Source organism: Pseudomonas sp. RL_15y_Pfl2_60, from assembly GCF_963970595.1.
Lineage (GTDB): Bacteria > Pseudomonadota > Gammaproteobacteria > Pseudomonadales > Pseudomonadaceae > Aquipseudomonas.
This window is the reverse complement of the sequence record NZ_CAXAOE010000002.1, coordinates 611202-633018: the sequence shown is the minus strand read 5'-3', so window position 1 is coordinate 633018 and position 21817 is coordinate 611202. Positions and strand designations below refer to the sequence as shown.

The following is a 21817-nucleotide window of genomic DNA, read 5'->3' as shown; positions in this document are numbered from 1 at the left end:
CATCTGGCTAAGCTCGGCTGCAACGTCCCAGTTCCAGCAGAGGGTTGCCCATGACTCAGCAAGCGCTCACAGCGGATATCGCTCGCCTGATTCTTGATGGCTTTGATGATTACCGCGAGCATTTTCGCCGGATCACCGACGGTGCCCGAGCGCGCTTCGAGCAGGCGCAGTGGCAGGCCGGTCAACAGGCCTCGGCGGCGCGCATCAACCTCTACGAGGAGAAGGTCAAGGAGTTCAACCTGCGCCTGCGCGATGGGATTGGCGACGAGTTGCTTGATATCAGGCACTGGTCGCAGGTCAAGTCGGCCTACATCAAGTTGATCGACAGCCGTTTTGACGATGAACTCTCTGAAACCTGGTTCAACTCGATTTTTTGCAGTTTGTTCAGCCATGATCAAATCAGCGATGACTGCATGTTCATTCACACCACCCGGCCCTCGATACACAGCCGCCAGCGCCCGGCGCAGACGCGTCGCTATAACTTGGGGGCGAACCATGGAAACGCCCATGGGCTGGCCCGGATGCTTGAGTCCATCTTCAAGGACTACAGCTTCAACGCGCCCTTTGAAGACTTACCGCGTGATCTGGTTCGGCTTGAGGCGCAAATGCGTGAGAGCCTGCCGGATTGGGTATGCAAGGACCCGGAGCTGACCGTCGAGCTGTTCTATTCGGTGCTCTACCGCAACAAAGGGGCGTATCTGGTCGGGCGTGTGTTCAACCAGGATGAACAATGGCCGCTGGTGTTTCCACTGTTGCACCGCGAAGGCTTGGGCATTCAGGTAGATGCACTGATTACAGATGAAGCCGAGGTGTCGATTATTTTCTCCTTCACTCGTTCGTACTTCATGGTCGAGGTGGAGATTCCCGCTGAGTTTGTTGGCTTTCTCAAGCGCATTTTGCCGGGCAAGCACATTGCCGAGCTGTACAGTTCCATCGGTTTTTACAAGCATGGGAAATCCGAATTCTACCGGGCGCTGATCAATCATCTGGCGACGACCGATGATCAGTTCATCATGGCGCCGGGTGTGCGTGGCATGGTCATGAGCGTGTTCACCTTGCCGGGCTTCAATACGGTATTCAAAATCATCAAGGATCGCTTTTCGCACACCAAGACGGTGGTGCGCGACACCGTCATCGAGAAGTACCGGCTGGTTAAAAGTGTCGATCGGGTAGGGCGCATGGCCGACACCCAGGAGTTTGCGGATTTTCGCTTCCCAAAGGCCAAGTTCAGTCCTGAGTGTTTGGCTGAGTTGCTTGAGGTCGCGCCATCCACCGTCGAGGTGGAAGGAGACACCGTGCTGGTTCGCCACTGTTGGACTGAACGGCGCATGACGCCGCTTAATCTCTATGTTGAAAGTGCCAGCGAAGCCCAGGTGCGCGAAGCGCTTGAGGACTATGGCCTGGCGATCAAACAGTTGGCTGCGGCGAATATTTTCCCCGGTGATATGTTGCTGAAAAACTTTGGTGTGACTCGGCATGGGCGTGTGGTGTTCTATGACTATGACGAAATCTGTTTTCTGACCGAGGTCAACTTCAGGCGCATACCGCCGCCACGCTACCCAGAAGATGAAATGGCGTCCGAGCCTTGGTATTCCGTTGCACCTAACGACGTGTTTCCGGAGGAGTTTCCTCCGTTTCTATTTGCCGATATCAAACAGCGGCGGCTCTTTAGTCAGCTGCATGGTGAGCTTTACGATGCCGATTACTGGAAGAGCCTGCAGGCGGCGATTGTTGAGGGTAAAGTCATCGATGTATTTCCGTATCGGCGCAAATCCGAATAGCCCGGTTGATGCGTTCAGCCAGGTATTTCAATGAGTGATGAGGTTGTTTTGAGATTAGCCATGGTAACGGTGGCCGGAGTGCTGTTTGGTGCGAATGCAGGCGCACTTAGCGCGGCTCAGCCACAAACGGATGACGCGCTTGAAATGGCGCCATTGTTGATTGTTTCACCCCGTACAAGTACCCGTTGGCTGAGCACGCCAGCGGCGGTGAGCGTGGTTAAAGCCAATCAGTCCAGTGCGGAAAAGAACCTCACTTTGCAGGGGCTCTTGGCCGCGGTGCCTGGGGTGTTCAGCCAGAACCAATACAACCTTGCACAAGGCTTGCGCCCGTCTATTCGGGGCTATGGCTCGCGTGGCAACTTTGGGGTCCGTGGCGTGCGCGTGTTGGTCGACGGCGCGCCGTTGACCATGCCAGACGGTCAAACCGAACTTGATGGCCTGGATCTGGGCCTGGTTGAGCGCATGGAAGTCTTGCGCGGCCCCTCTTCGGTGCTTTACGGCAATGCGGCGGGCGGTGTGCTCAATATTGAAACGCGCCAGCCGCCTGCCACGCCTTACAGCTTCTTTGATTTAAGCGTCGGCGAGTTGGGTTATCAGCGCGCGCGGGTGGAAACCGGCGGCACTGCAGGGGATATCGGTGCTTTGCTGGCATTCAACAGCACGCAATCAGAGGGTTATCGCGATCATGCAAAGGCTGAAACCAACAGTTTGACCGGCAAGCTGAATTGGTACAGCGACTACGGCCGCTTGGGCATCAACTTCAATGCCATCGACAATCGCGCTGAAGATCCCGGTGGCCTCAATGCCAGTGAAGTTGCCGATGATCGTGGTCAGGCCGCGCCGAATAACCTGCGCTACGACGCCGATGAATGGATTCGCCAGCAGCGTCTGAGTGCCGTCTGGGATGGCTACGGTGCCGGTGATGATGAGTATCAGCTGCGCAGCTATGTAGGCCAGCGCCAGTTTGGTAACAGCTTGTCGTTCACCAATGGCGGGCAAACCACCTTTGATCGCCTGTTTGCTGGCATGGGTGGTCAATACAGCCACCGCGAAGAACTGTTGGGTATGTCGCATAAATTCACCGGCGGTTTCGACCTTGAGGTGCAGCGTGATGACCGCAGGCGCTACGACAACTTGCTGGGCGAGCGCGGTGACGAGACCCTAAAGCAAGATGAAAACGCCGACAGCAGCGGCATCTTTATCGAAGACCAGATCGACCTGACTGATGCCTGGCAAGCGACCCTGGGCGTGCGTTACGACCGGGTACGCCTGTCGGTTGACGACCGTTTCCTCAGCGATGGCGACAATTCCGGCTCACGCAACCTTGAAGACTGGAACTACAGCGCTGGCTTGAGCTACAGGCTTGATCCTCATCAGTCGCTATACGCCAAGGTGGGGACCTCGTTCGAGACGCCGACCATCAGTGAGTTGGCCAATCCAAATGGCGGCGGCTTTAACTCATCGCTCGAGCCCGCCCGCACGCTTAATCGCGAAATTGGCCTGAAAGGTGAGTGGTCGACGCTGCGTTATGACGTGGCGCTGTTTAGCATGAAGCTCGATGACGAACTGGTTGGCTACAGTTTGCCGGGCGAATCGGGCCGTAATTATTATCGCAATGCTGGCAAGTCGCGCCGCGATGGTCTTGAACTGAGCCTTAGCTGGCAAGTGGCTGATGCCTGGCGCCTGACCGGTGCCTATGCCTACAGCCGCTTCAAGTTCGACGACTATCAAGTTGACGACAATGATTACCATGGCAATTCATTGGCGGGTATTCCTCGACAAAGCGTATTCACCGAAGTGGCCTACGAACACGACGGCAACTATGCGCGCTTGAATATGAGTGCCTATGACGCCATGTATGCCAACGATGCCAACGATGTGGAAGTCAGTGGCTATGCCCTGACCAACTTGCGCATCGGCAAGCAGATAAAGGCGGGCGGGCAGACTTGGGAGCCATACCTGGGCGTAGACAATCTGTTTGACCGCGAGTATTACGACAATGTGCGAATCAACGATGCCAACGGTCGTTATTATGAACCCGGCCCAGGACGAACGGTCTATACAGGGCTGCGTGTAACATTTTGAGCAAAGTTGCTGACGGATAACTGACGAGCATCAATCGAGGCAGAGTTATTCAAGGTAATCTATGCTTATGCAAGACGTGCTATGCGTCTTATCCGTAAGCCTTGGCAGGAGGAAGTTAAATGATCGCCAAGATGCAGAATGCTTTTCACGATCTTCTGGTCGCGCTGGGGCTGCTTGACCGGCCTAAGCTGCAACCCATTCCCGTGCGCAATGACGATCCTCGTCGGCCACGAGAGCCGCGCCGCCAGCGCTGAGTGTTGCTCAGCTGTCTAGGTTGACAATGATGATCAGTGGCTTTGCTGTCGCTGATCAATTTTCTGGCACCTGAATATCCTTCGTCTACTCAGTCCGGCCTGGACCAGTCGCCAAGTGACAAAGTTCAGTCGCTGCTTTCATGCAATATCATTCAATTTGATCAAGTGACTTTGCAGCCTGACCAGGCTCAATAGCTGGCGTTCACCTGTACAAAAACAATCGCCGCATAAATGCGGCGATTGTTTTCAGTCGGAGGTGAGTGCAGCGATTAATCGTTGGTTGCCAAGCGCGTCTGTGTGACCAGTTGCGGGGTGAACAGGCTGACCGCAACAAAGCTGATTGCGCCAACTGCCAGGCTGTAATAGATCGGTGTATTGGCTTCGAGACCATCGATGAACATGAAGAGCGCAGCTGTCAGGCTACCTAGCGCCATGCTGGTAATGGCGCCAGCAGTGGTCGCTCGCTTCCAGTAGATCGCGCCGAGCAATGGAATCAACATGCCGCCGACCAGCAGGTTATAGGCCAGGGTTAGGGCGCTGATAACGTCGCTGACAACCAAGGCAATCCCAAGCACCAGGCAACCGAGCAACAAGGTGAAAACCCGGTTGATCATTGCACTTTCGCTAGTGACTTTGCGCTTGCTGAACAGTGGCCAAAGGTCTTGCGCAGCGGTGGTCGAGGCCGCCAACAGCCCGGCGCTGGCGGTTGACATCAATGCGGCCAGCGCAGCAGCAATCACCAAGCCGCGAATACCGTCCGGCAAGCTGGTTTGGACAATGCTGGCGAAGGCGTTGTTGACGTTATCCAAATCCGGCAATACCACCTTGGCAGCCATGCCGATAAGGGCAGCGGCCAAACCGTAGAAAATGCAGTAGACACCGGCGGCTGCGCCGGAGAATTTTGCGACTTTCTCACTGCGTGCGGTGAATACACGCTGCCAGATATCCTGGCCAATAAAGATGCCGAAGAAGTAGATCAGGAAGTAGGTGATGATGGTGTCCCAGCCAATCGCGGTAAACGAGAAGTAGCTGGCAGGGAGTTTTGCAACCAGGGCATCCCAGCCGCCCGCATCGCTGATCGACATTGGCATCAGGATAAACACCAGGCCGATGGTCATGATCAGGAATTGCACAATGTCGGTGAGGCTCAGCGACCACATGCCGCCAATGGTCGAGTAGGCCACGACAATACCGCCACCAATCAGGATGGTCATCCAGAACGGCATGCCGAATAGCACCTCCATCACGGTGCCGATGGCGATGGTTGAAATGGCGCCAATCATCAGGGCGTAGATCAACATAATGGCGGCGCTTGCATGCCGCGCCGTTGGGCTATAGCGACGCTCCAGAACCTGGGTGACGGTATAGATCTTGAGTTTTAGCAGCGGCTTGGCCAGCAACAGGCTGATGCCGATGATGCCCAGGCCCAGGGATGCACAGAGCCAGAAGCCGGAGATGCCGTAGACATAGCCTAGGCGCACGGTGCCGATGGTGGATGCGCCGCCGAGTACAGTTGCCGCCATTGTCCCGAGGTAGAACATGGGCCCAAGATTACGCCCGGCAACTAGATAGTCTTCACGGTTTTTACTGCGACGCATGCCATAGAAACCCAGGCCAAGCATCAACGCTACGTAGATAAGGATTACGAAAAGATCGAGAGTCATTTGCGGTGTCTCTTTTAATTGTTTTTATGTTTCGCACTTGTCGGAGTGCAAATCTTTAATTCAGGTGTTGGCGTCATGGTCGAAGCTGTCTGCGTGCAAGGACGGCTTCGACCAGCAGGCGTGTGTTAGCGACTTTCCACGCCAGGCAACGCACAGAGCATTTCGTAGAGCAAGTTGGCGCCCAGCAGCGAAGTGTTGCCGGTGGTGTCATAGGGTGGGGAAACTTCAACCAGGTCGCCGCCAATCAGGTCCAAGCCTTGGCAGCCACGGATGATTTCAATCGCCTGGATGGTGGTCAGGCCGCCGATTTCCGGGGTGCCGGTGCCTGGTGCCCAAGCGGGGTCAATGCCATCGATATCAAATGACAAGTAAACCGGGCCACCACCGACTTTCTCGCGCACTTCAGCCATCAAGGGTTCAAGCGACTTGTGCCAGCATTCTTCGGCCTGGACCACGCGAAAGCCTTGCTTGCGGCTCCAGTTGAAGTCTTCGGCGGTGTAACCCTGGGCACGCAGGCCAATCTGCACTACGCGATCGCAATCGAGCAGGCCTTCTTCGACGGCGCGGCGGAAGGTTGTGCCGTGAGCGATTTTTTCGCCGAACATATGATCGTTGACGTCAGCGTGAGCATCAATGTGCACCAGCCCGACCTTGCCGAACTTCTTCTTGATCGCGCGCAAGATTGGCAAGGTGATGGTGTGGTCGCCGCCAAGTGTCAGGGGCAGGATGCCGTCTTCGAGAATCTGGTCGTAGGCATCCTCGATGATACGTACCGCTTCAGTCATGTTGAAGGTGTTGATGGGCACGTCACCAATATCGGCAATGTTCAGCGAATCAAAGGGCGCGGCGCCGGTTGCCATGTTGTAGGGACGAATCATCACCGACTGGGCGCGAATCTCACGCGGCCCGAAGCGGGTGCCTGAGCGCAGCGAGGTGCCAATATCCAGCGGAACTCCGACAAAGCCTACGTCGAGCTTTTTGCGTTCTTCAGGAGTTTGGATGTGCGGCAGGCGCATCATGGTGGCGATGCCGCCGAAACGCGGCATTTCGTTACCGCCCAGGGGTTGGTGCAAAATCTTGTCCATGGGATGGCCTCACGGTTGTTATGGTTTTATTGAAGTGCGTCGATTCTTCGCCATCACTGCGCCGTGACAAATCGCTGAGAACAAAAAATTAGTTCATAGATTTCTAAACTAATGGCGCAGGGCTTAGAATCACCAATTAGCTGATTTCTTGTGTTGCGGAGTGGTTATGAGTCAGGCGTTACCCGACCTGAAGTTGCTCAGGATTTTTGCCAGCGTAGTGCGCCATCAAGGTTTTGCGGCGGCTCAGCAGGAGCTCAAGCTGTCGACTTCGGCGATCAGCACCTATATGAGCCAGCTCGAAGCCTCCCTTGGGCTGAGCCTGTGTCACCGAGGGCGTGGCGGTTTCAGCCTGACCAGCAAGGGTGAGCTGTTCCATCAGGAAACCATGCGCTTGCTGGGTGAACTAGAGGGCTTTGAACGCTACTCCGCAGCGCTCAAGGGCGAGCTGCGCGGAACCCTGAATCTCGGCGTGCTTGACTCAACGGTAAGCGACATGGCTTTACCATTAGCTGAAGTAATTGGTGCCTATAGCCATGAACACCCGGCGGTGCACCTGCATTTGTCAGTCTTGAGCCCCTATGAATTGCAGCTCGCAGTGCTGGATAACCGCCTGGACATTGCCATAGGCGCGTTCTCGACCCGCATGAATGGCCTGTTGTACCAGCCTTTGTACCGCGAACAGCATTGGCTGTACTGCAGCGAGCGTCACTCGCTGTTCAAGCAGCGGCGCATTCCCGCCGAGGTGATTACCCAGCAACGCATGGTCGGGCGTGGCTATTGGAGCCAGGCTGAACTGGCACGCCACGGCTTCAAGCACAGCGCGGGCACGGTCGAGTCGATGGAAGCGCAGTTGATCCTGGTGTTGTCTGGCGCCTACATTGGCTATTTGCCTGAACACTATGCGCAGCATTGGGTCGAGTTGCAGCAGCTGCGCGTATTGTTGCCAGCAACCTTTGGCTATCAAGCACCGTTTTCGTTGATTTTGCGTCGAGGCCGTTCGCGTGAGCCTTTGATCCAAACCTTCCGCGACCTGCTCAAGACGCAACTCAATGCATCTGACAAAAACGCTGCTGGCTAAGGAGTTATTGATATGTCTCGCCCCCGCTGCGAGCGCTGTGCTCGACCGCTTGAGCATTGCCTCTGCGCACTGATTCCGAACCTGCATAGCCGCACTCAGGTGCTTGTCCTACAGCACCCAAGCGAGGTCAAGCACGCGCTTAATACCGCAGGTTTACTGGCGCTGGGGCTGCAAAATGCAGCGTTGTGGATTGGCGAGCAGTTTGAGCAACTGGACGCGTATTTAGCGCAGCCTGGTTATCGCAACTATCTACTGTTTCCGGGGGAGGCGGCACAGCCGTTGACGGCTATTGGTCGAGCTGCTGACGAGGCGCCCGTCCGCCTAGTGGTTCCCGATGGTACTTGGCGCAAGGCGCGTAAGTTGCTGTACCTCAATCCGGTGTTGGCAAGCCTGCCGCGAGTAACCTTGCCGCCTGGTCAGCAGTCGCGCTATCGCTTGCGAAAAGCATCGATGGAGGGCTCATTGTCGACGATCGAGGCGGTGACTGCTGCCTTGCAATTGCTTGAGCCGGAACAATCATTTGCCGCGCTGTTGCAGCCCTTCGATGCCTTGATCGAAGGCCAGATCAGGGCAATGGGCGCGCAAACCTTTGCGCGTAATCATTCAAGCAAGGATTAGGGTTCCTCAGCGTTCACGCAGCGCCTCGGTGCGTGCTTTGAGCACCGGCTTGAGCAGGTAATCGAGCACGCTTTTCTGGCCGGTGATGATATCGACCGTGGCGACCATGCCGGGGATGATCATCAACGGTTGCTTATCACTGCCTAAATGGCTCTTATCGGTGCGTAATTGGATCAGATAGAAGCTGTTGCCTTCATCATCGGTGATAGTGTCTGCGCTGATAAGCTCCAGGTTGGCCTTGAGGCCGCCATAAATGGTGTAGTCATAGGCGCTGAATTTGACCATGGCTTTCTGGCCCGGATGGAGAAAGGCCACATCCTGGGGCCGAACCTTGGCTTCGATCAGCAGATTGTCTTCCAAAGGCACAATCTCAAGCATGTCGCTACCGGGCTGGACCACGCCGCCAATGGTGTTGACCTTGAGTTGCTTGATGATGCCGTTGACGGGCGAAATCACCGTGGTTCTGCTCACACGGTCATCAATCGCCGAGCCGCTGGCGTTGATCTTTTTCAGTTCGGTGCGGGCATCGTTGAGTTCTTTGAAGGCATCGGCGCGAAAGCTCAATTCGGATTCCTCGACCTTGCTTTTGATTTCGCTGATTGCCGATTCCGCCCTTGGAATGGCCAGGGTGGTTGCATCGAGCGAACCGCGAACCTCAACCGCACTGCGGCGCAATCGGAGAATTTCGACCGGTGAAATGGCGCCTGCCTTAACCAGGGGTTGAGACATGTTCAGTTCTTGCTGGATCAAACCAAGGCTGGAGCGGTACTGCTGCGCCTTGGAGCGAAACTCGGCCAGTTCCTGGGTCTTTTGCCGAAGTTGTTCGCCAAGTGTCCGCTGTTCGCTTTGCAGGCGTTGTTGTCGCGAGCTGTACAGGCCTGCTTCGTCCTCGGCCAGTTGTGGAGCGCTACGGGTTATTTCCTCGGGCATCGCCAGCGGTCGGCCTTCTGCCTCGGCGCTCAAACGCTCCACCCGGGCAATCAGCGCCAGCCGGTCGGCATCGCTTTCGCCCTTGTTGGACAAAAAACGTGTGTCATCAAGGCGCAGCAAGACATCGTTTTTATTAACAACCTGGCCTTCACGCACAAAAATCTCACTGACGATACCGCCCTCAAGGTTCTGGATGACCTGGATTTTGCTTGAGGGAATGGCTTTGCCCTGGCCGGTCGTCACCTCATCAAGTATCGCGAAATTGGCCCAGAGCACCGCACTGAGGATGCAAGCCGTGACGACCCAGATGGTAATGCGGGCAAACCATGGCGTGTCTTCGAGCACTGCTCCGTCGACCTCCGGCATGAACTCAGTATCGCCTTTGTCATGCTTGCTGGCGGCGAAGTAGTTACTCAGGATCTGCTGGCTCATGATGTTTCCTTAAACCGCCGCCGGGCCGACGCGGCCTTTGCGCAAGGCTTCGATAACCGATTCTTTCGGGCCGTCGGCGACAATGCGCCCGTTATCCAGGACGATCAGCCGGTCGACCAGGCTGAGCATTGAGGCGCGATGGGTGATGAGCAGCAGGGTTTTACCTTGGGTCCAGGTTTGCAGGCGGTTGCGCAGGATTTCTTCGCTGGTGTTGTCCATGGCGCTGGTCGGTTCGTCCAGCAGCATTATCGGTGGGTCGAGCAACATGGCGCGGGCCATCAACACGGCTTGGCGCTGGCCGCCAGACAGCAATTGACCACGCTCGCCAACCGGGCGATCAAAACCCTGCGGGTGCTGCTTGGCCAGTTCGTTGACTCCGGTCAGCTCGGCCACTTCGAGCATGCGTGCATCACTGACGTAGCGTGCGCCCAGGGTGATGTTGTCGCGCAAGCTGCCGCTGAGCAACGGCAAGTCATGGGAGACGAAACCTATCTGGTGACGTAGATCGGCCACATCGAGCTGGCGCAGATCCAGATTGTCGAGCAGCACCTGGCCTTCTGTTGGCGTGTAGAACGCCATGATCAACTTGGCCAGCGTGCTTTTACCTGAACCACTGCGCCCGATAATGCCCACCCGTTCGCCCGCCGCGAGATGCACACTGACCTCGCTTAACGCCGGGCTGGACTGGTTGGGGTAGCTGAAGCTGACTTGGCGCACTTGCACCGCGCCAGACAAGTGCGTGCGTTCAAGTGGCCGCTGCTTGGCCTGGCGCTCTTGGGGCATGGCCATGAGCGCATCGGTGCTGGTCATTGTCAGGCGTGCTTGTTGGTAGCGCGTGATCAAGCCGGCGATTTGCCCAAGTGGCGCCAATACCCGGCTGCCGAGCATGTAGCAGGCAACCAGTGCGCCGACGCTCAGTGACCCGGCAATGATGCTGTAAACCCCGGCAACTATGGTCGCCATGCCGGCAAACTGCTGTAGGAACAAGGTGCCATTTGTTGCCAGTGAGGCGAGAAAGCGTGCATGGGTATCGAGCCGGGTGAGGGCGCCGTGGGTTTTTTCCCAATCATGCTGGCGCTCGCTTTCGGCGCCACAGGCTTTTAGGGTTTCCAGACCACCCAGGGTTTCGATCAACAGCGCCTGGCGGCGCGAGGCCAGTGCCAGGCTTTTTTCCACGGTGTCGCGCAGTTGCACCTGAATGATCCAGGCAAACACTGCAGTAATCGGGAAAGCCAGCAGCGGGATCACCACCAGCCAGCCACCGAGCAGGCCGATTACGGTAATCATGAGCAGGGAAAAGGGCAGGTCAATCAGGCTGGTCAAGGTGACGGCGGTCAGGAATTCTCGCAGCCCCTGGAAATCATGAATGCTCTGCGCAAAGCCGCCAATGCTGCTGGGGCGTGAGCTCATCGACATCCCTGTGATGCGCTCGAACAAGGTGGCCGAAAGCACCACATCGGTTTTTTTCCCCGCAGTGTCGAGCAAGTGCGCGCGAAGTATGCGCAGCAACAACTCAAAGCTGGTGCCGATAAATAACCCGATGGCCAATACCCACAAGGTCGCGGTTGCCTGGTTGGGCACCACGCGATCATAGGTCTGCATGACGAACAAGGGCACCAGCAAACCTAGGAGGTTGATGAGCAAACTGGCCAACACCGCATCGGCGTAAAGCCAGCGCGAGAGTTTCAAGGTGTCGCGGAACCAGGCCTCGATTCGTGGCACAAGCGGCTGCCGGGCTTCTTCCAGTTCATGCCGTGGCCGAGCAAAAAATGCTTGCCCGCTGTAGGCTGCAGCCAGTTCGTCACGGCTGACGGATTGTTCGCCGCCGTCGGCTTCGCAGGGCAATATCAGGGCTTGATCGGCATCCAGCCATTTATGCAGCACCGCGCTGCGTCCATCGTTTAGCAGCAACAGCACCGGAAGATTCAGTGCGGATATTGCGCTCAGCTCACGGCGCAGCAAGCGTCCTTGCAGACCAGCCCTGGCCGCGCAGCGGACCAGTAAATCTGGGGTCAGACACTGCTTGGGCATGGGCAGGCCCGCGCTCAAGCTCCCCCGGCTGACAGTGCAACCGTGTAGTTTGCATAGAATCAACAGGCCATCGAGTAATGGATCGTCGTGGCTCAAGCGCGGGTCGCCGTGGCTTGGCAGCTCCAAGGTGGTCAAGGTCAGTGCTCCTCGCGCTGGCTACTTCATTTCCGGCAGTCGTGCTTCACTTTTCACTTCGCTCAAGGCTATGGCTTCAGCTGGAACTATCACTTGCTGCTGCTGGAGCAAATCACCCATGGTCGCGATGACGCGGTACATCGAAAACTCCTCGGTGTAGCGCACATCGGTGTAGCGTCGGTTGGCGGTGAACAGTTCGTTTTCGCTGTCGAGCAAGTCGAGCAGGGTGCGTTGCCCCAGGCTGAACTGCTGCTGGTAAGCCTCGCGTACGCTGGCTGTGTAGTTGGCGTAATCACGCGCCTTGGGCGTTTGCAGCCTTGCGTTTTGCAAGGCGTTCCAGGCCAGGGAGAGGTTTTCATTGAGCATGCGCAATGCGTTGTTGCGAATGTCCATCGACTGATTGACCTGGTGTGCCGAGGATTGCATCCGCGCCTTGTCGCGCATGCCGTTGTACAGGTTGTAGTTCATCACGACTGCAGCTCGCCATGTGTTGTAGTGGCCTTCGTCGCCCTGGATGTTGTTGTCGGCCGTGGTAGCCAGTTCACCATCGAAGCGAGGGTAAAACGGCGACTTGGCAACCTCGTACTGTTTCTCGGCGGCATTGACATCGGCCTGCGCCGACTTGAGGTAGGGGTTGGACTCCATCATGGTTTGCCTGGCCGCGAGCAAGTCTTGCGGCATGCTGCCCCGGATGGTGGCCGGACTCTCCAGCTCATCAGCAGGACGGCCGACGGCACTGAAGAAGTTGGCTTCAGCATCAGCAAGGTTGACCTGCTCGGTGTACAGGTTGTTTTCCGCCAAAGCCAAGCGCGCGCTGGACTGGTCAAAGTCTGCCGTGCTGCCAACGCCTTGTTGGCTGCGCAGGTCAATCTGGTCGTTGATGCGCTGGTGCGCTTGCAGGTTGTTTTTAGCCAGGTTGACCATTTCGCGGCGCTTGAGCACATCGAGATACACCTCTACGGTCCGCAGTGCCAAGCTCTCGGCAGTGCCGCGCACGTAGTAGGCGCGGGAGTTGACCACGGCCTCGGTACGCGCGACTTCGTTGGGGGTGTTGAAGCCATCGAAGAGCATCTGCCGCAAGCGAAGTTCGGATGTTGCGTAGTTCAGGGTTTCGTCATTGTGATTGCCCAGCGCCCGTGTGGTTGGACTGTCGGTATTTTCCCGGCCGTACCCGGCCAGCAAGTCGATGCTGGGTTGATAGCCACCCTTGGCGATCTTGACCTCTTCGTCGGCCGATAGCCGGCTGTTCATGCCCGCATGCAGTTCCGGGTGATTGTCGAGGGTGCTTTGGATGGCTTCAGACAAGGACATTGCCTGAGCCTGAGAGCATGACAGTGCGATGAGAATACTGCTGTAGAGTAAGTTTAATGCGCGCATTTGAAGAACTCCTTGTTCCGTGCCCTAGTCTTGTCGCCAATTAGTTGACGTTTTTTAGTGTTAAACCGTTTCAGGTTTGTAACAACAAAGCTAAGAACATCTTTGGCGCAGCCTCATAAAAATTTTTCACAAGGGTTATTCCTAAAAAATCTTAGGTACTCTGAGAAAATCAGCACATTGTTACTGGTAAGTGAGCCAGCAAATAATGGGTCTGGCGCATTTTTTGGAACAAAAGTGCTAAGGCGAATACCAAGAAACATGTATTAGGGCGGGGTTGATTCAGATGGACGCGGCGGGCAAATCTTTATGCGACATTTTTTTGGCATGTCGTCTTTTTTGATTGCCTGTCGCGCCATTTGAATCTGTTTTTTGTAACGCTCGATACCCGGAATTTGTGTGTTCGTCGTCAACGAAACAGGCCGGTTGAAGACTGGCTGCCGTAGATGAGGACGAGACCATGGCGACGTTGATTGGTGTGGTAACCCAAGTAGTTGGCGAAGTATTCGCTGTAGCCAGCAACGGTTCACGGCGTCCCTTGGTTGAAGGCGACCGCCTGTTTGCTGGGGAGCAAATCAATACCGGCGCTGCTGGTGCCTTGGCGGTCAAGCTGAGCAATGGCGAAATGCTGACCCTGGGCCGTGACAGCAGCCTTGCGCTTTCCGAGCAGATGCTCGCGCAGGCCGCAGAGGGTTCGGGCACACCGCAGCAGGACGCGCCTGTGCCGACTGCCAGTGATCTGACCGATGTAGAACAACTCCAGGCCGCCATCGAAGCTGGCGTCGACCCCACCCAGGAAGCAGAGGCAACTGCAGCTGGCCCCGGAAGCGCTGGTGGGGCGGGCGGTGTGGGTGGCGGGCACAGCTTTGTGTTGCTCGATGCGGTCGGCGGCGCTGTGGATCCTGAACTCGGCTTCCCCACAGCAGGCTTTAACGATGGACCTGAGTTCGTCGACCCAGACATTGAGGTCGATCCAAGGTTGCCGGTGGCTGAAACCCCCGAGCCACCAGTGGTTCAGCCACCTGTCGAACCTCCGGTTGTGGTACCACCGCCAGCGCCAGAACCTATTGATTTCACGCCTGTGGTCACCGTGGATTACCAGGACTTTGTCGGCAGCGTGATTGCCGGACCTGCCATCGTCGAAGAGTCTGCATTGGCCCAAGGCACCAACCCCGCGAGTAATGGCGAGCAAGCCAGCGGCAAGTTGGTGGTTGAATCCCGTGATGGCGTCTCGCTGCTTGAAGTGATGGACGTCAATGGCAACTGGGTCGATGTTACCCAAGGCGGCACGGTGCAAGGCCAATATGGCGTGCTGACCGTTGATGCCAATGGCAACTGGAGCTTCGTGCTGAGCGCCAATACCCTGGATCACACCAATCCCAATGCAACAGGAGCGGATGACCAGGTTGGCGAAAGTTTCAGCGTACGGGTCACCGACCTGGATGGCGATGTTTCCCCGACTGCAACCTTGAGCGTGCTGGTCAATGACGACGGGCCTGTTGTCGCTGTGGGCGAGGCCGCGCAGATTCACCTGTTTGTCGATGAAGATGAAACCGCGCAAGGCAATACCGATGGCGACAGCATCACCAATGTCACCTCGGGTGCGCCCGGTACGCTCAATACCCTGGTCAATTTCGGTGCCGACGGTGTGGGCTCATTTGGTCTGTCGAACAGTGGCGCGGCAATCAACTCGCTTACCGCCCAGGGGCTGACCTCGGGGGGCGCAGCCCTGAGTTACAGCGTGGCGGGCAATACGCTAACCGCAGTGGCCAACGGTGAAACCATTTTCACCTTTGTGGTGGGCGCTGATGGCAGCTACAGCTTTAGCCTCAGCGGCCCTGTTGATCATCCGGTTAAAGATGGCAACGACGACGAGCTACTGAGCTTCCCGCTGGATCTTTCTGCGCTGATCACCGCAACCGATGGCGACGGCGACTCCCTGGCAACGGCTTTCCCGGCCGGTAGCTTTACCGTCAACATTGAAGACGATGTACCGGTATTTGCCGGGCCTCAAGGCAGCCAGGATGCTGGGCGCATGTCACTTGCTGCCGCCCAGCCGTTTGGCGTGCATGGCAATGTGCAGGAAGATGCACTGAACACATCGGCTGGCGCGCCGTATCAAGGCAACCCGGAAGGCGGGCAAACGGTCACCGCCCAAGGTAATGCTGGTGAGCTCAATAGTTTGGTGAAATTTGGTGCCGATGGGCCCGGTGAGTTCTTTCTCAATGCCGATGTCAGCCAGCTCAATGCCCAAGGTCTGACCAGCGAGGGTACGCCTCTGAGCTATACTCTGGTCGGTAATAGCCTTGTTGCCAGCGCCAATGGCCACCCGATTTTTACCCTGACAGTGACCGCTGCTGGCGGTTATGAATTTGTGCTCCAGGGCCCTATTGATCACCCACTTATCGATGGCGATGACAGCGAGGATCAATCGGTTCTGAGCATCGATTTCTCGGCATCACTTGGGGTGACGGATGGCGATGGCGACCCATTAGCCGGCGGTTTCCCGCCCAATACCTTTACCATCAATATCGAAGACGACGTGCCGATTCTGGTCGGTGGCGAAAACGGCCCAGTGGTCAGTGGAAGCGTGCAGGAAGATGCATTGCTCAGCGCCAATGGCGCGCCTTACCAGGGCAATGCCGAAGGTGGGCAAACAGTCACAGCGCAGGGTGCTGACGGCGTGCTCAAGGCCTTGGTCAGCTTCGGTGCCGATGGTCCTGGCGAGTTCTCGTTGAACGGCAAGACCGCATCGCTGCTGGCGCAAAACCTGACCAGTGAAGGCACAGCACTGAGCTATTCCTTCTCCGGCAATAGCCTGACTGCCAGCGCCAATGGCCATACGATTTTTACCTTGAATGTCACCGCTGGCGGCGGTTACGAGTTCGTGCTCAAAGGCCCCATTGATCACCCACAAGCCGACGGCAATGATGCTGAAACCCTGCCGGGGCTAGGCATCGACTTCTCGGGCATTCTCAGCGTAACCGACGGCGATGGTGATCCGCTGGCAGGTGGTTTCGCGGCAAATACCTTCACCATCAATATCGAGGATGATGTGCCTGTTGCGCAAAATGCGGCGGCGCCATTGATCCTCGACGATGAAGGCTTGTCCGGCGGGATCAATGGCGGCGTTGGCGACACCCCGAACGCAGCCACCAGCGTCAGCGGCACGCTCAGTTATGCCGCAGGCGCCGATGGCTTGAAGTCCGTGGTGCTTAGTGGCCCGGATAAGTTGGGTGCTGAAGATGTTGTCTCGAAGTGGGATGCCAGCAGCAACACGCTGATCATCTCATCTTCGCGCGGTGATCTGGTTTCCATGGTGCTCAACCCTGCGACTGGCGCCTACACCCTGACCTTGTTGCAGCCGGTGCTGCATGCCGAAGGCGGTGCGGAAAACGATGCCCTGCTCAATATCAACTTCACCGTCACCGATGGCGACTCCGATGCAGTGACCAAAACCCTGCAAGTCACCATCGACGATGACACGCCAACGATTGAGCAAAGCGCGATTTCTGATACCTCGTTCGTGACCTTCAACGGCAGCGACGCCGGATATGCCAACAGTTATGGCTACTACGTTAAAAATCCGGACGGATCGCCAGCAAGCGGCAAGGTGATCTGGGCAAACGTTCATGATGTGGATGTGGGACAAACCGCCAGTTTGAATGGCTTGAACCCTGAAAATATTGGCTTCTTTATCATTCCAAACGGTGGCGCAAATGCCAGCCTGGTCGATGGCGCCGAACTGACTTTTGCCCTGGTTGACGGCAAATGGCAGGCCCAACTCGATGGTGCGGCGCTGACCGGGGCCGATGGCGCCAATGTGCTGTTCAGTGATGCCACGCTCAACCCGGGCGGCGCACACTTGCAGGACACCGCAGACCCTGGCAACCAGAACTGGGAAGACCAGACACTGAGCTCCGACTTCGACTACAACGACGTCAGCACCTCGGTCACTTGGGGTGGGCAATTACAGGTCGATGAAACACGTCTTGATATTGATGCCAATCGTGACTTCAGCGGCATCTTCAATGTTCAAGCCGGTGCCGATGGCCTGCGCAGCCTGGAATATTCGCTGGGCATAGCCGACCCTGTTTTCGGCATTGTTGATTCTGGTTTGGTCGATTCGCTGACTAATCAGGCGGTGTTGCTCTCGGTGAATCCCGCTGGTGCGGTGGAAGGGCGAACCAGTTCAGGTGATCTGGTATTCACTGTCAGCGTAAGTGCTGCCGGTGTCGTCACCCTTGATCAGGTGCGGGCGATTGTTCATCCAAGCAGCGATCCTGATGAAGTCAAAGTGCTGGGCAGCGACCTTATCCACCTGAGCGCAACCGCGACCGACAATGATGGTGACTCAGTCGCCAGCACGCTGGATCTCGGCAAGCTGATCAGCTTCAGGGATGACGCTCCAACGGCGGTCGATGATTGTGCGCAGACGCTGGTCGAAGGCAATGCCAGCAATGTCGCTTCCGGTTTTGTGTTGGCCAACGATCTGGCAGGCAACGATGGCGGCAAAGCTTTTGTCAGTTGGAATAACCCGCTCAATAGCGCTGCCATGGCCGAGCTGAGCAAGTACGGTACGCTCGTGCTCAACAGTACAACCGGTGAGTACAGCTTTACCCTCAACAACAGTGATCCAGACACTGTCGCGCTGGCCGATGGGCAAAAGATTAGCCAGAGCCTTGAATACACCATGCGCGATTTTGATGGTGATATTTCAACCGCGACCCTCACGATCAAGATTGTCGGCAGCGACACGGGTGTGACGGTTGAAGGCTTGAATGTAGAAGGCGGCGAACTGAGCTTCAACGAAGAAAACCTGGTCAACGGCAGTTCACCCAATGCAGCCCTGCTCAGTGATGATGGCAGCTTCACTATTACAGCGGGCGACGGTATCTCCAGCATTGAGATCGCCGGCAGCAGCTTTACTTTTGCGCAACTGCAAGGCGCTACGCCGGGCGTTCCTTTGAGTATCGACAGCCCGGCCGGTGTTCTGCATATCACGGGCTTCACCGGCACCATCGGTGGCGGTACTGTGAGTTATTCATACACCTTGCAAGATCCGTCGATGCATCCTACTGCCAGCGGCGAAAACAGCATCGTCGAGCAGTTTGCAATTAAAGTTACCGACCTTGATGGCGACACTGACAGCGCTACGCTGGATGTGACGGTGATCGATGATGTGCCGAGCGCCGTTGATGACAAGCCAGCCTGCATTGTTCAGTCAGCGCTGCCCGAGGTGAATCTGACCCTGGTGCTGGATGTTTCCGGCAGCATGCAGGGCGCTAAGCTGACCGCGTTGAAGGCTGCTGTGGCTAACCTTGCACTTGCCTATGCCGAACTGGGCACAGCGGTTCACATAAACCTGATTGCCTTTGCCGGATCGGCATCTGAAATAGGCGACTACAGTTTTTCATCGACCACAGATCAAGGCTACATCGACTTGCTTGCCAAGGTGCAGGGCTTGAACGCCAGCGGCAACACCAACTATGAAGCCGCACTGCAGGTGGCTAAAACAGAAATTGGCAATGATTTGGCTGCATTCGGCGCTGACCCTGCGCAGCAAAACAAGCTGTATTTCATCTCCGATGGTGAGCCTACCGCGGGTAAAACCGGGCAAGCGCTGACCAACTGGATTAATAACAACTGGAGCAACTTCATCGACAATATTGACGGTGATGGCAACCCTACGACCAACAGCTTCGATGCCTACTCGGTTGGCATCAGTTTCACCGGCTCTTACCTGCAACAAATCTCCACCAGCAATGTGGTAATCAACACCTCGCCGGACAATTTGTCAGCGACTCTGGCGGATCTTGCCGGTGTGGGCGGCGATGTTTCAGGCAATGTGCTGGCCAATGACCAGCCGGGCGCCGATGGCATCGACCATATCCAGTCGATCACCGTTGGCAGCCAGACCTTCAGCCTGAATGCGGCGGGTAATGCCATCCTCAGCAGCGGCTCTGGCCCAGTTACAGCGAGCTACGATGCGGCCACCGATAAACTGACCCTGACTACCGCCACGGGTAAATTGACCATCTATCTCGACAGTTCGACGGGGCATGCAGCGGGCGATTTCAGTTTCGCGGCCAATGCCGATCTGGTGTTTGGCGAAACCGGGCAGATTACCCAGCAATTCACCTACACAGTGGTCGATGGCGACGGCGATCCAAGCAGCGCCAATCTGGATATCTGTATTCGCAGCGATCAATCGGTGCTGGTGGTCGGCAACAATGCCAGCGACTTTGGTACCGGCGCTGGCAGTTCGACCACGCCACACTTTATTGCCAGCCCGTTTGACAGCGACGGCAAAGGCTTGATTGCGGGCGTTGGCGGCAAGGACACCTTGATAGGCGATATCGGCGGGGCAGGCGCACCAACCGTCGACCCTGCGAAAAACTACAACATCGCATTGATCCTCGACCGTTCAGGGAGCATGGCCGATGACCCGGATGGACAGGGTGGCTACAGCAGCCGCTTGAACTTGCTCAAGGATGCCGTGCGGTCCTTCCTTGATAAGCTCGACTCGCACCCGGGTAATATCAATATCGCCTTGGTGGTATTTTCCTCGACCTCATCGTTATTGCTCAGCGGTTCGCTGGATGATGTGCAAGCGGCGCTTAGCGGCAACAGGGATGCATTGGACAGAGTCACCGCAGACGGCGGCACCAATTATGAGGCGGCTTTTAAAACTGCCAATGCATGGTTTGCCGGTATTGAAGGTAATCACTATGAAAACCTGGCCTACTTCCTGACCGATGGTGACCCGACAACCTACAACAATGACGGCAGCGATACCGGCAGCACCGTCAATCTCAATGACGTAACCCGTGCGCTGGATGACGCTAGCGTCCTGATGGGACGTGCTGAGCTGCATGCCATTGGCATCGGCTCAGGCATCAACAGCGATGTACTGCGTTACTTTGACAATACCGACCAGCTTACCGGCAATGTCAGCACTAACGTGGTGGGCGGCACGGTAAACGCGCAGGTTGGTAAGCCCGAGATCGTACTCACAGCTGACCAGCTCTTGGCAACGCTTGACCCGGGGCATGTGACGCCGGGAGCCTTGTCGCCATTGGGTGATGATCATCTGGTCGGCGGTGCGGGCGATGATTTGATCTTTGGTGATGCACTGAACACCACCTGGATTGCGGGCTATGAAACCACGGCGCCGAGCTTCCAGGTGCTGGTCAGCCATCTGACTGATGTTAACGGCGGTACGGCGCCAAGCCAGGCGCAGCTCATTAGCTTTATCGAAAGCAATGCCTTGGCCCTTGGGGCGTCAGTACCCAACTCAGGCGGTGATGATCGGCTCGAAGGCGGCAGTGGTAATGACTGGCTATTTGCCCAGGGCGGTGATGACCTGTTGATTGGCGGCATCGGCAATGACCAGATGTTTGGCGGAACCGGGGCCGATACCTTTGTCTGGAACAGTGCTGATCGAGGCAGCGGCTCCCATGATGTGGTGCGTGACTTCAACATCGCTGATGGCGATGCCTTGGATCTGTCATCCCTGCTGGTCGGCGTGGTTGATAACAGCAGTGCCGCTGAACTCAGTGCATATTTGAGTTTTGCGCCAAGCGGCGCTGACACGCAAATCAATATCTCCAGCTCAGGGCAGGTTGCAGACCCAGCCAGTATCGATCAGACAGTAACCTTGGCCAATGTCACGCTATCCGGTGGTGATAGCGCGAGCATTATTCAAAACATGCTGGATAACCACACCCTGGTGTCCTGAAACTACCTGCCTGGCAGGATGCTGTTTTTTAAACAGCGTCTAACCTTAATCAAGCCCGTCAGCTGCAAAGCTGGCGGGCTTTTTCGGGTCTGCACGAGGCAATGCCATGGTTTATGTCCAGCTTGATGAAAAACAACGAATCCTGCGGGTTGAGCAAGAGCCGTTTGCGAGCATGACTAAAACCTTGCCGCAAGATAATCCCGATGTTCAGGCTTGGTTGGCCAGCCATGCCTTGAATAATCGACTGATTGACTTGCAGCGTTCAGACCTGGAAATGGTGCGGGTGCTCGAAGACTTGGTCAGCGTATTGGTCGATCGCGGTGTGATCCGCTACACCGACTTGCCCGAGGCGGCGCGGCGCAAATTGCATGTTCGCGCAGAAGCACGGGCCACCTTGGATGGCTTGAGTGGCCTGCTCGGTGATGCTGACGAGCGCATCCCCTAGGCTGCTATGGTGGAAGGGCGAAGCGTCAGGCGATGCGTAGGGTGTGACAACGCGCAGCTTGCCCTCAAGAAATGTTCATGCCAGTAAGTTCTGTGTCGCAAATGGCGGACAGAAAAGCGCTGTCCGCCCCACGGTGGAAACGCTGCGTAGGGTGTGACAACGCG

The 21817-nt window shown here is 56.6% G+C and carries 12 protein-coding genes; 7 read left to right on the top strand and 5 right to left on the bottom strand.

Annotated elements, in window-relative coordinates; genetic code table 11:
* Window positions 1-50: 50 nt before the first annotated feature.
* From aceK to AACY26_RS07965, 3 genes are all read left to right on the top strand, one after another.
* Window positions 51-1781: a bifunctional isocitrate dehydrogenase kinase/phosphatase gene (gene aceK, locus AACY26_RS07975; protein ID WP_339512733.1), complete on the top strand. Its 1731-nt coding sequence runs from the start codon at window positions 51-53 to the stop codon at window positions 1779-1781.
* Window positions 1782-1811: 30 nt separating this feature from the next.
* Window positions 1812-3866, top strand: a complete 2055-nt coding sequence (locus tag AACY26_RS07970) for a TonB-dependent receptor family protein (RefSeq protein ID WP_339512732.1) — start codon at window positions 1812-1814, stop codon at window positions 3864-3866.
* 119 nt (window positions 3867-3985) lie between these two features.
* On the top strand, window positions 3986-4120 hold the full coding sequence (locus tag AACY26_RS07965; RefSeq protein WP_010483193.1) for a PA1414 family protein: 135 nt from the start codon (window positions 3986-3988) through the stop codon (window positions 4118-4120).
* Window positions 4121-4389: 269 nt separating this feature from the next.
* Here AACY26_RS07965 and AACY26_RS07960 read toward each other — a convergent pair whose 3' ends face one another.
* Both AACY26_RS07960 and speB read right to left on the bottom strand, forming a co-directional pair.
* Window positions 4390-5784, bottom strand: coding sequence for a sodium:solute symporter (locus AACY26_RS07960; protein WP_339512730.1), 1395 nt, complete (start codon window positions 5782-5784; stop codon window positions 4390-4392).
* Between the two features lie 125 nt (window positions 5785-5909).
* Complete coding sequence (speB, locus tag AACY26_RS07955; RefSeq protein WP_339512728.1) at window positions 5910-6869, bottom strand: agmatinase; 960 nt, start codon at window positions 6867-6869, stop codon at window positions 5910-5912.
* 166 nt (window positions 6870-7035) lie between these two features.
* Here speB and AACY26_RS07950 point away from each other — a divergent pair, with 166 nt between their 5' ends.
* Together AACY26_RS07950 and AACY26_RS07945 are read left to right on the top strand one after the other, a co-directional pair.
* On the top strand, window positions 7036-7947 hold the full coding sequence (locus AACY26_RS07950; RefSeq protein ID WP_339512726.1) for a LysR family transcriptional regulator: 912 nt from the start codon (window positions 7036-7038) through the stop codon (window positions 7945-7947).
* A 12-nt stretch (window positions 7948-7959) separates the two neighbouring features.
* Complete coding sequence (locus AACY26_RS07945; RefSeq protein ID WP_339512724.1) at window positions 7960-8565, top strand: tRNA-uridine aminocarboxypropyltransferase; 606 nt, start codon at window positions 7960-7962, stop codon at window positions 8563-8565.
* Between the two features lie 6 nt (window positions 8566-8571).
* On the opposite strand, the gene AACY26_RS07940 is transcribed toward AACY26_RS07945, so the two are convergent.
* The 3 genes from AACY26_RS07940 to AACY26_RS07930 are packed head-to-tail and all read right to left on the bottom strand — an operon-like array spanning window position 8572 to window position 13470.
* Window positions 8572-9927, bottom strand: a complete 1356-nt coding sequence (locus tag AACY26_RS07940; RefSeq protein ID WP_339512722.1) for an HlyD family type I secretion periplasmic adaptor subunit — start codon at window positions 9925-9927, stop codon at window positions 8572-8574.
* A 9-nt stretch (window positions 9928-9936) separates the two neighbouring features.
* Entirely contained in the window at window positions 9937-12093 is a 2157-nt protein-coding gene (locus AACY26_RS07935) for a type I secretion system permease/ATPase (protein WP_339512720.1), read from the bottom strand.
* Between the two features lie 21 nt (window positions 12094-12114).
* Window positions 12115-13470 carry a TolC family outer membrane protein gene (locus tag AACY26_RS07930; protein WP_339512717.1) on the bottom strand — a complete coding sequence of 452 codons (1356 nt, stop codon included), beginning with the start codon at window positions 13468-13470 and terminating at the stop codon, window positions 12115-12117.
* A gap of 457 nt (window positions 13471-13927) precedes the next feature.
* On the opposite strand from AACY26_RS07930, the gene AACY26_RS07925 reads away from it, so the two are divergent.
* Both AACY26_RS07925 and AACY26_RS07920 read left to right on the top strand, forming a co-directional pair.
* Window positions 13928-21208 (top strand): retention module-containing protein, encoded by a 7281-nt coding sequence (locus AACY26_RS07925; RefSeq protein WP_339512715.1) that lies wholly within the window; start codon window positions 13928-13930, stop codon window positions 21206-21208.
* A 106-nt stretch (window positions 21209-21314) separates the two neighbouring features.
* Complete coding sequence (locus AACY26_RS07920) at window positions 21315-21653, top strand: tryptophan synthase subunit beta (RefSeq protein ID WP_339512713.1); 339 nt, start codon at window positions 21315-21317, stop codon at window positions 21651-21653.
* The last annotated feature ends 164 nt before the right edge of the window (window positions 21654-21817 follow it).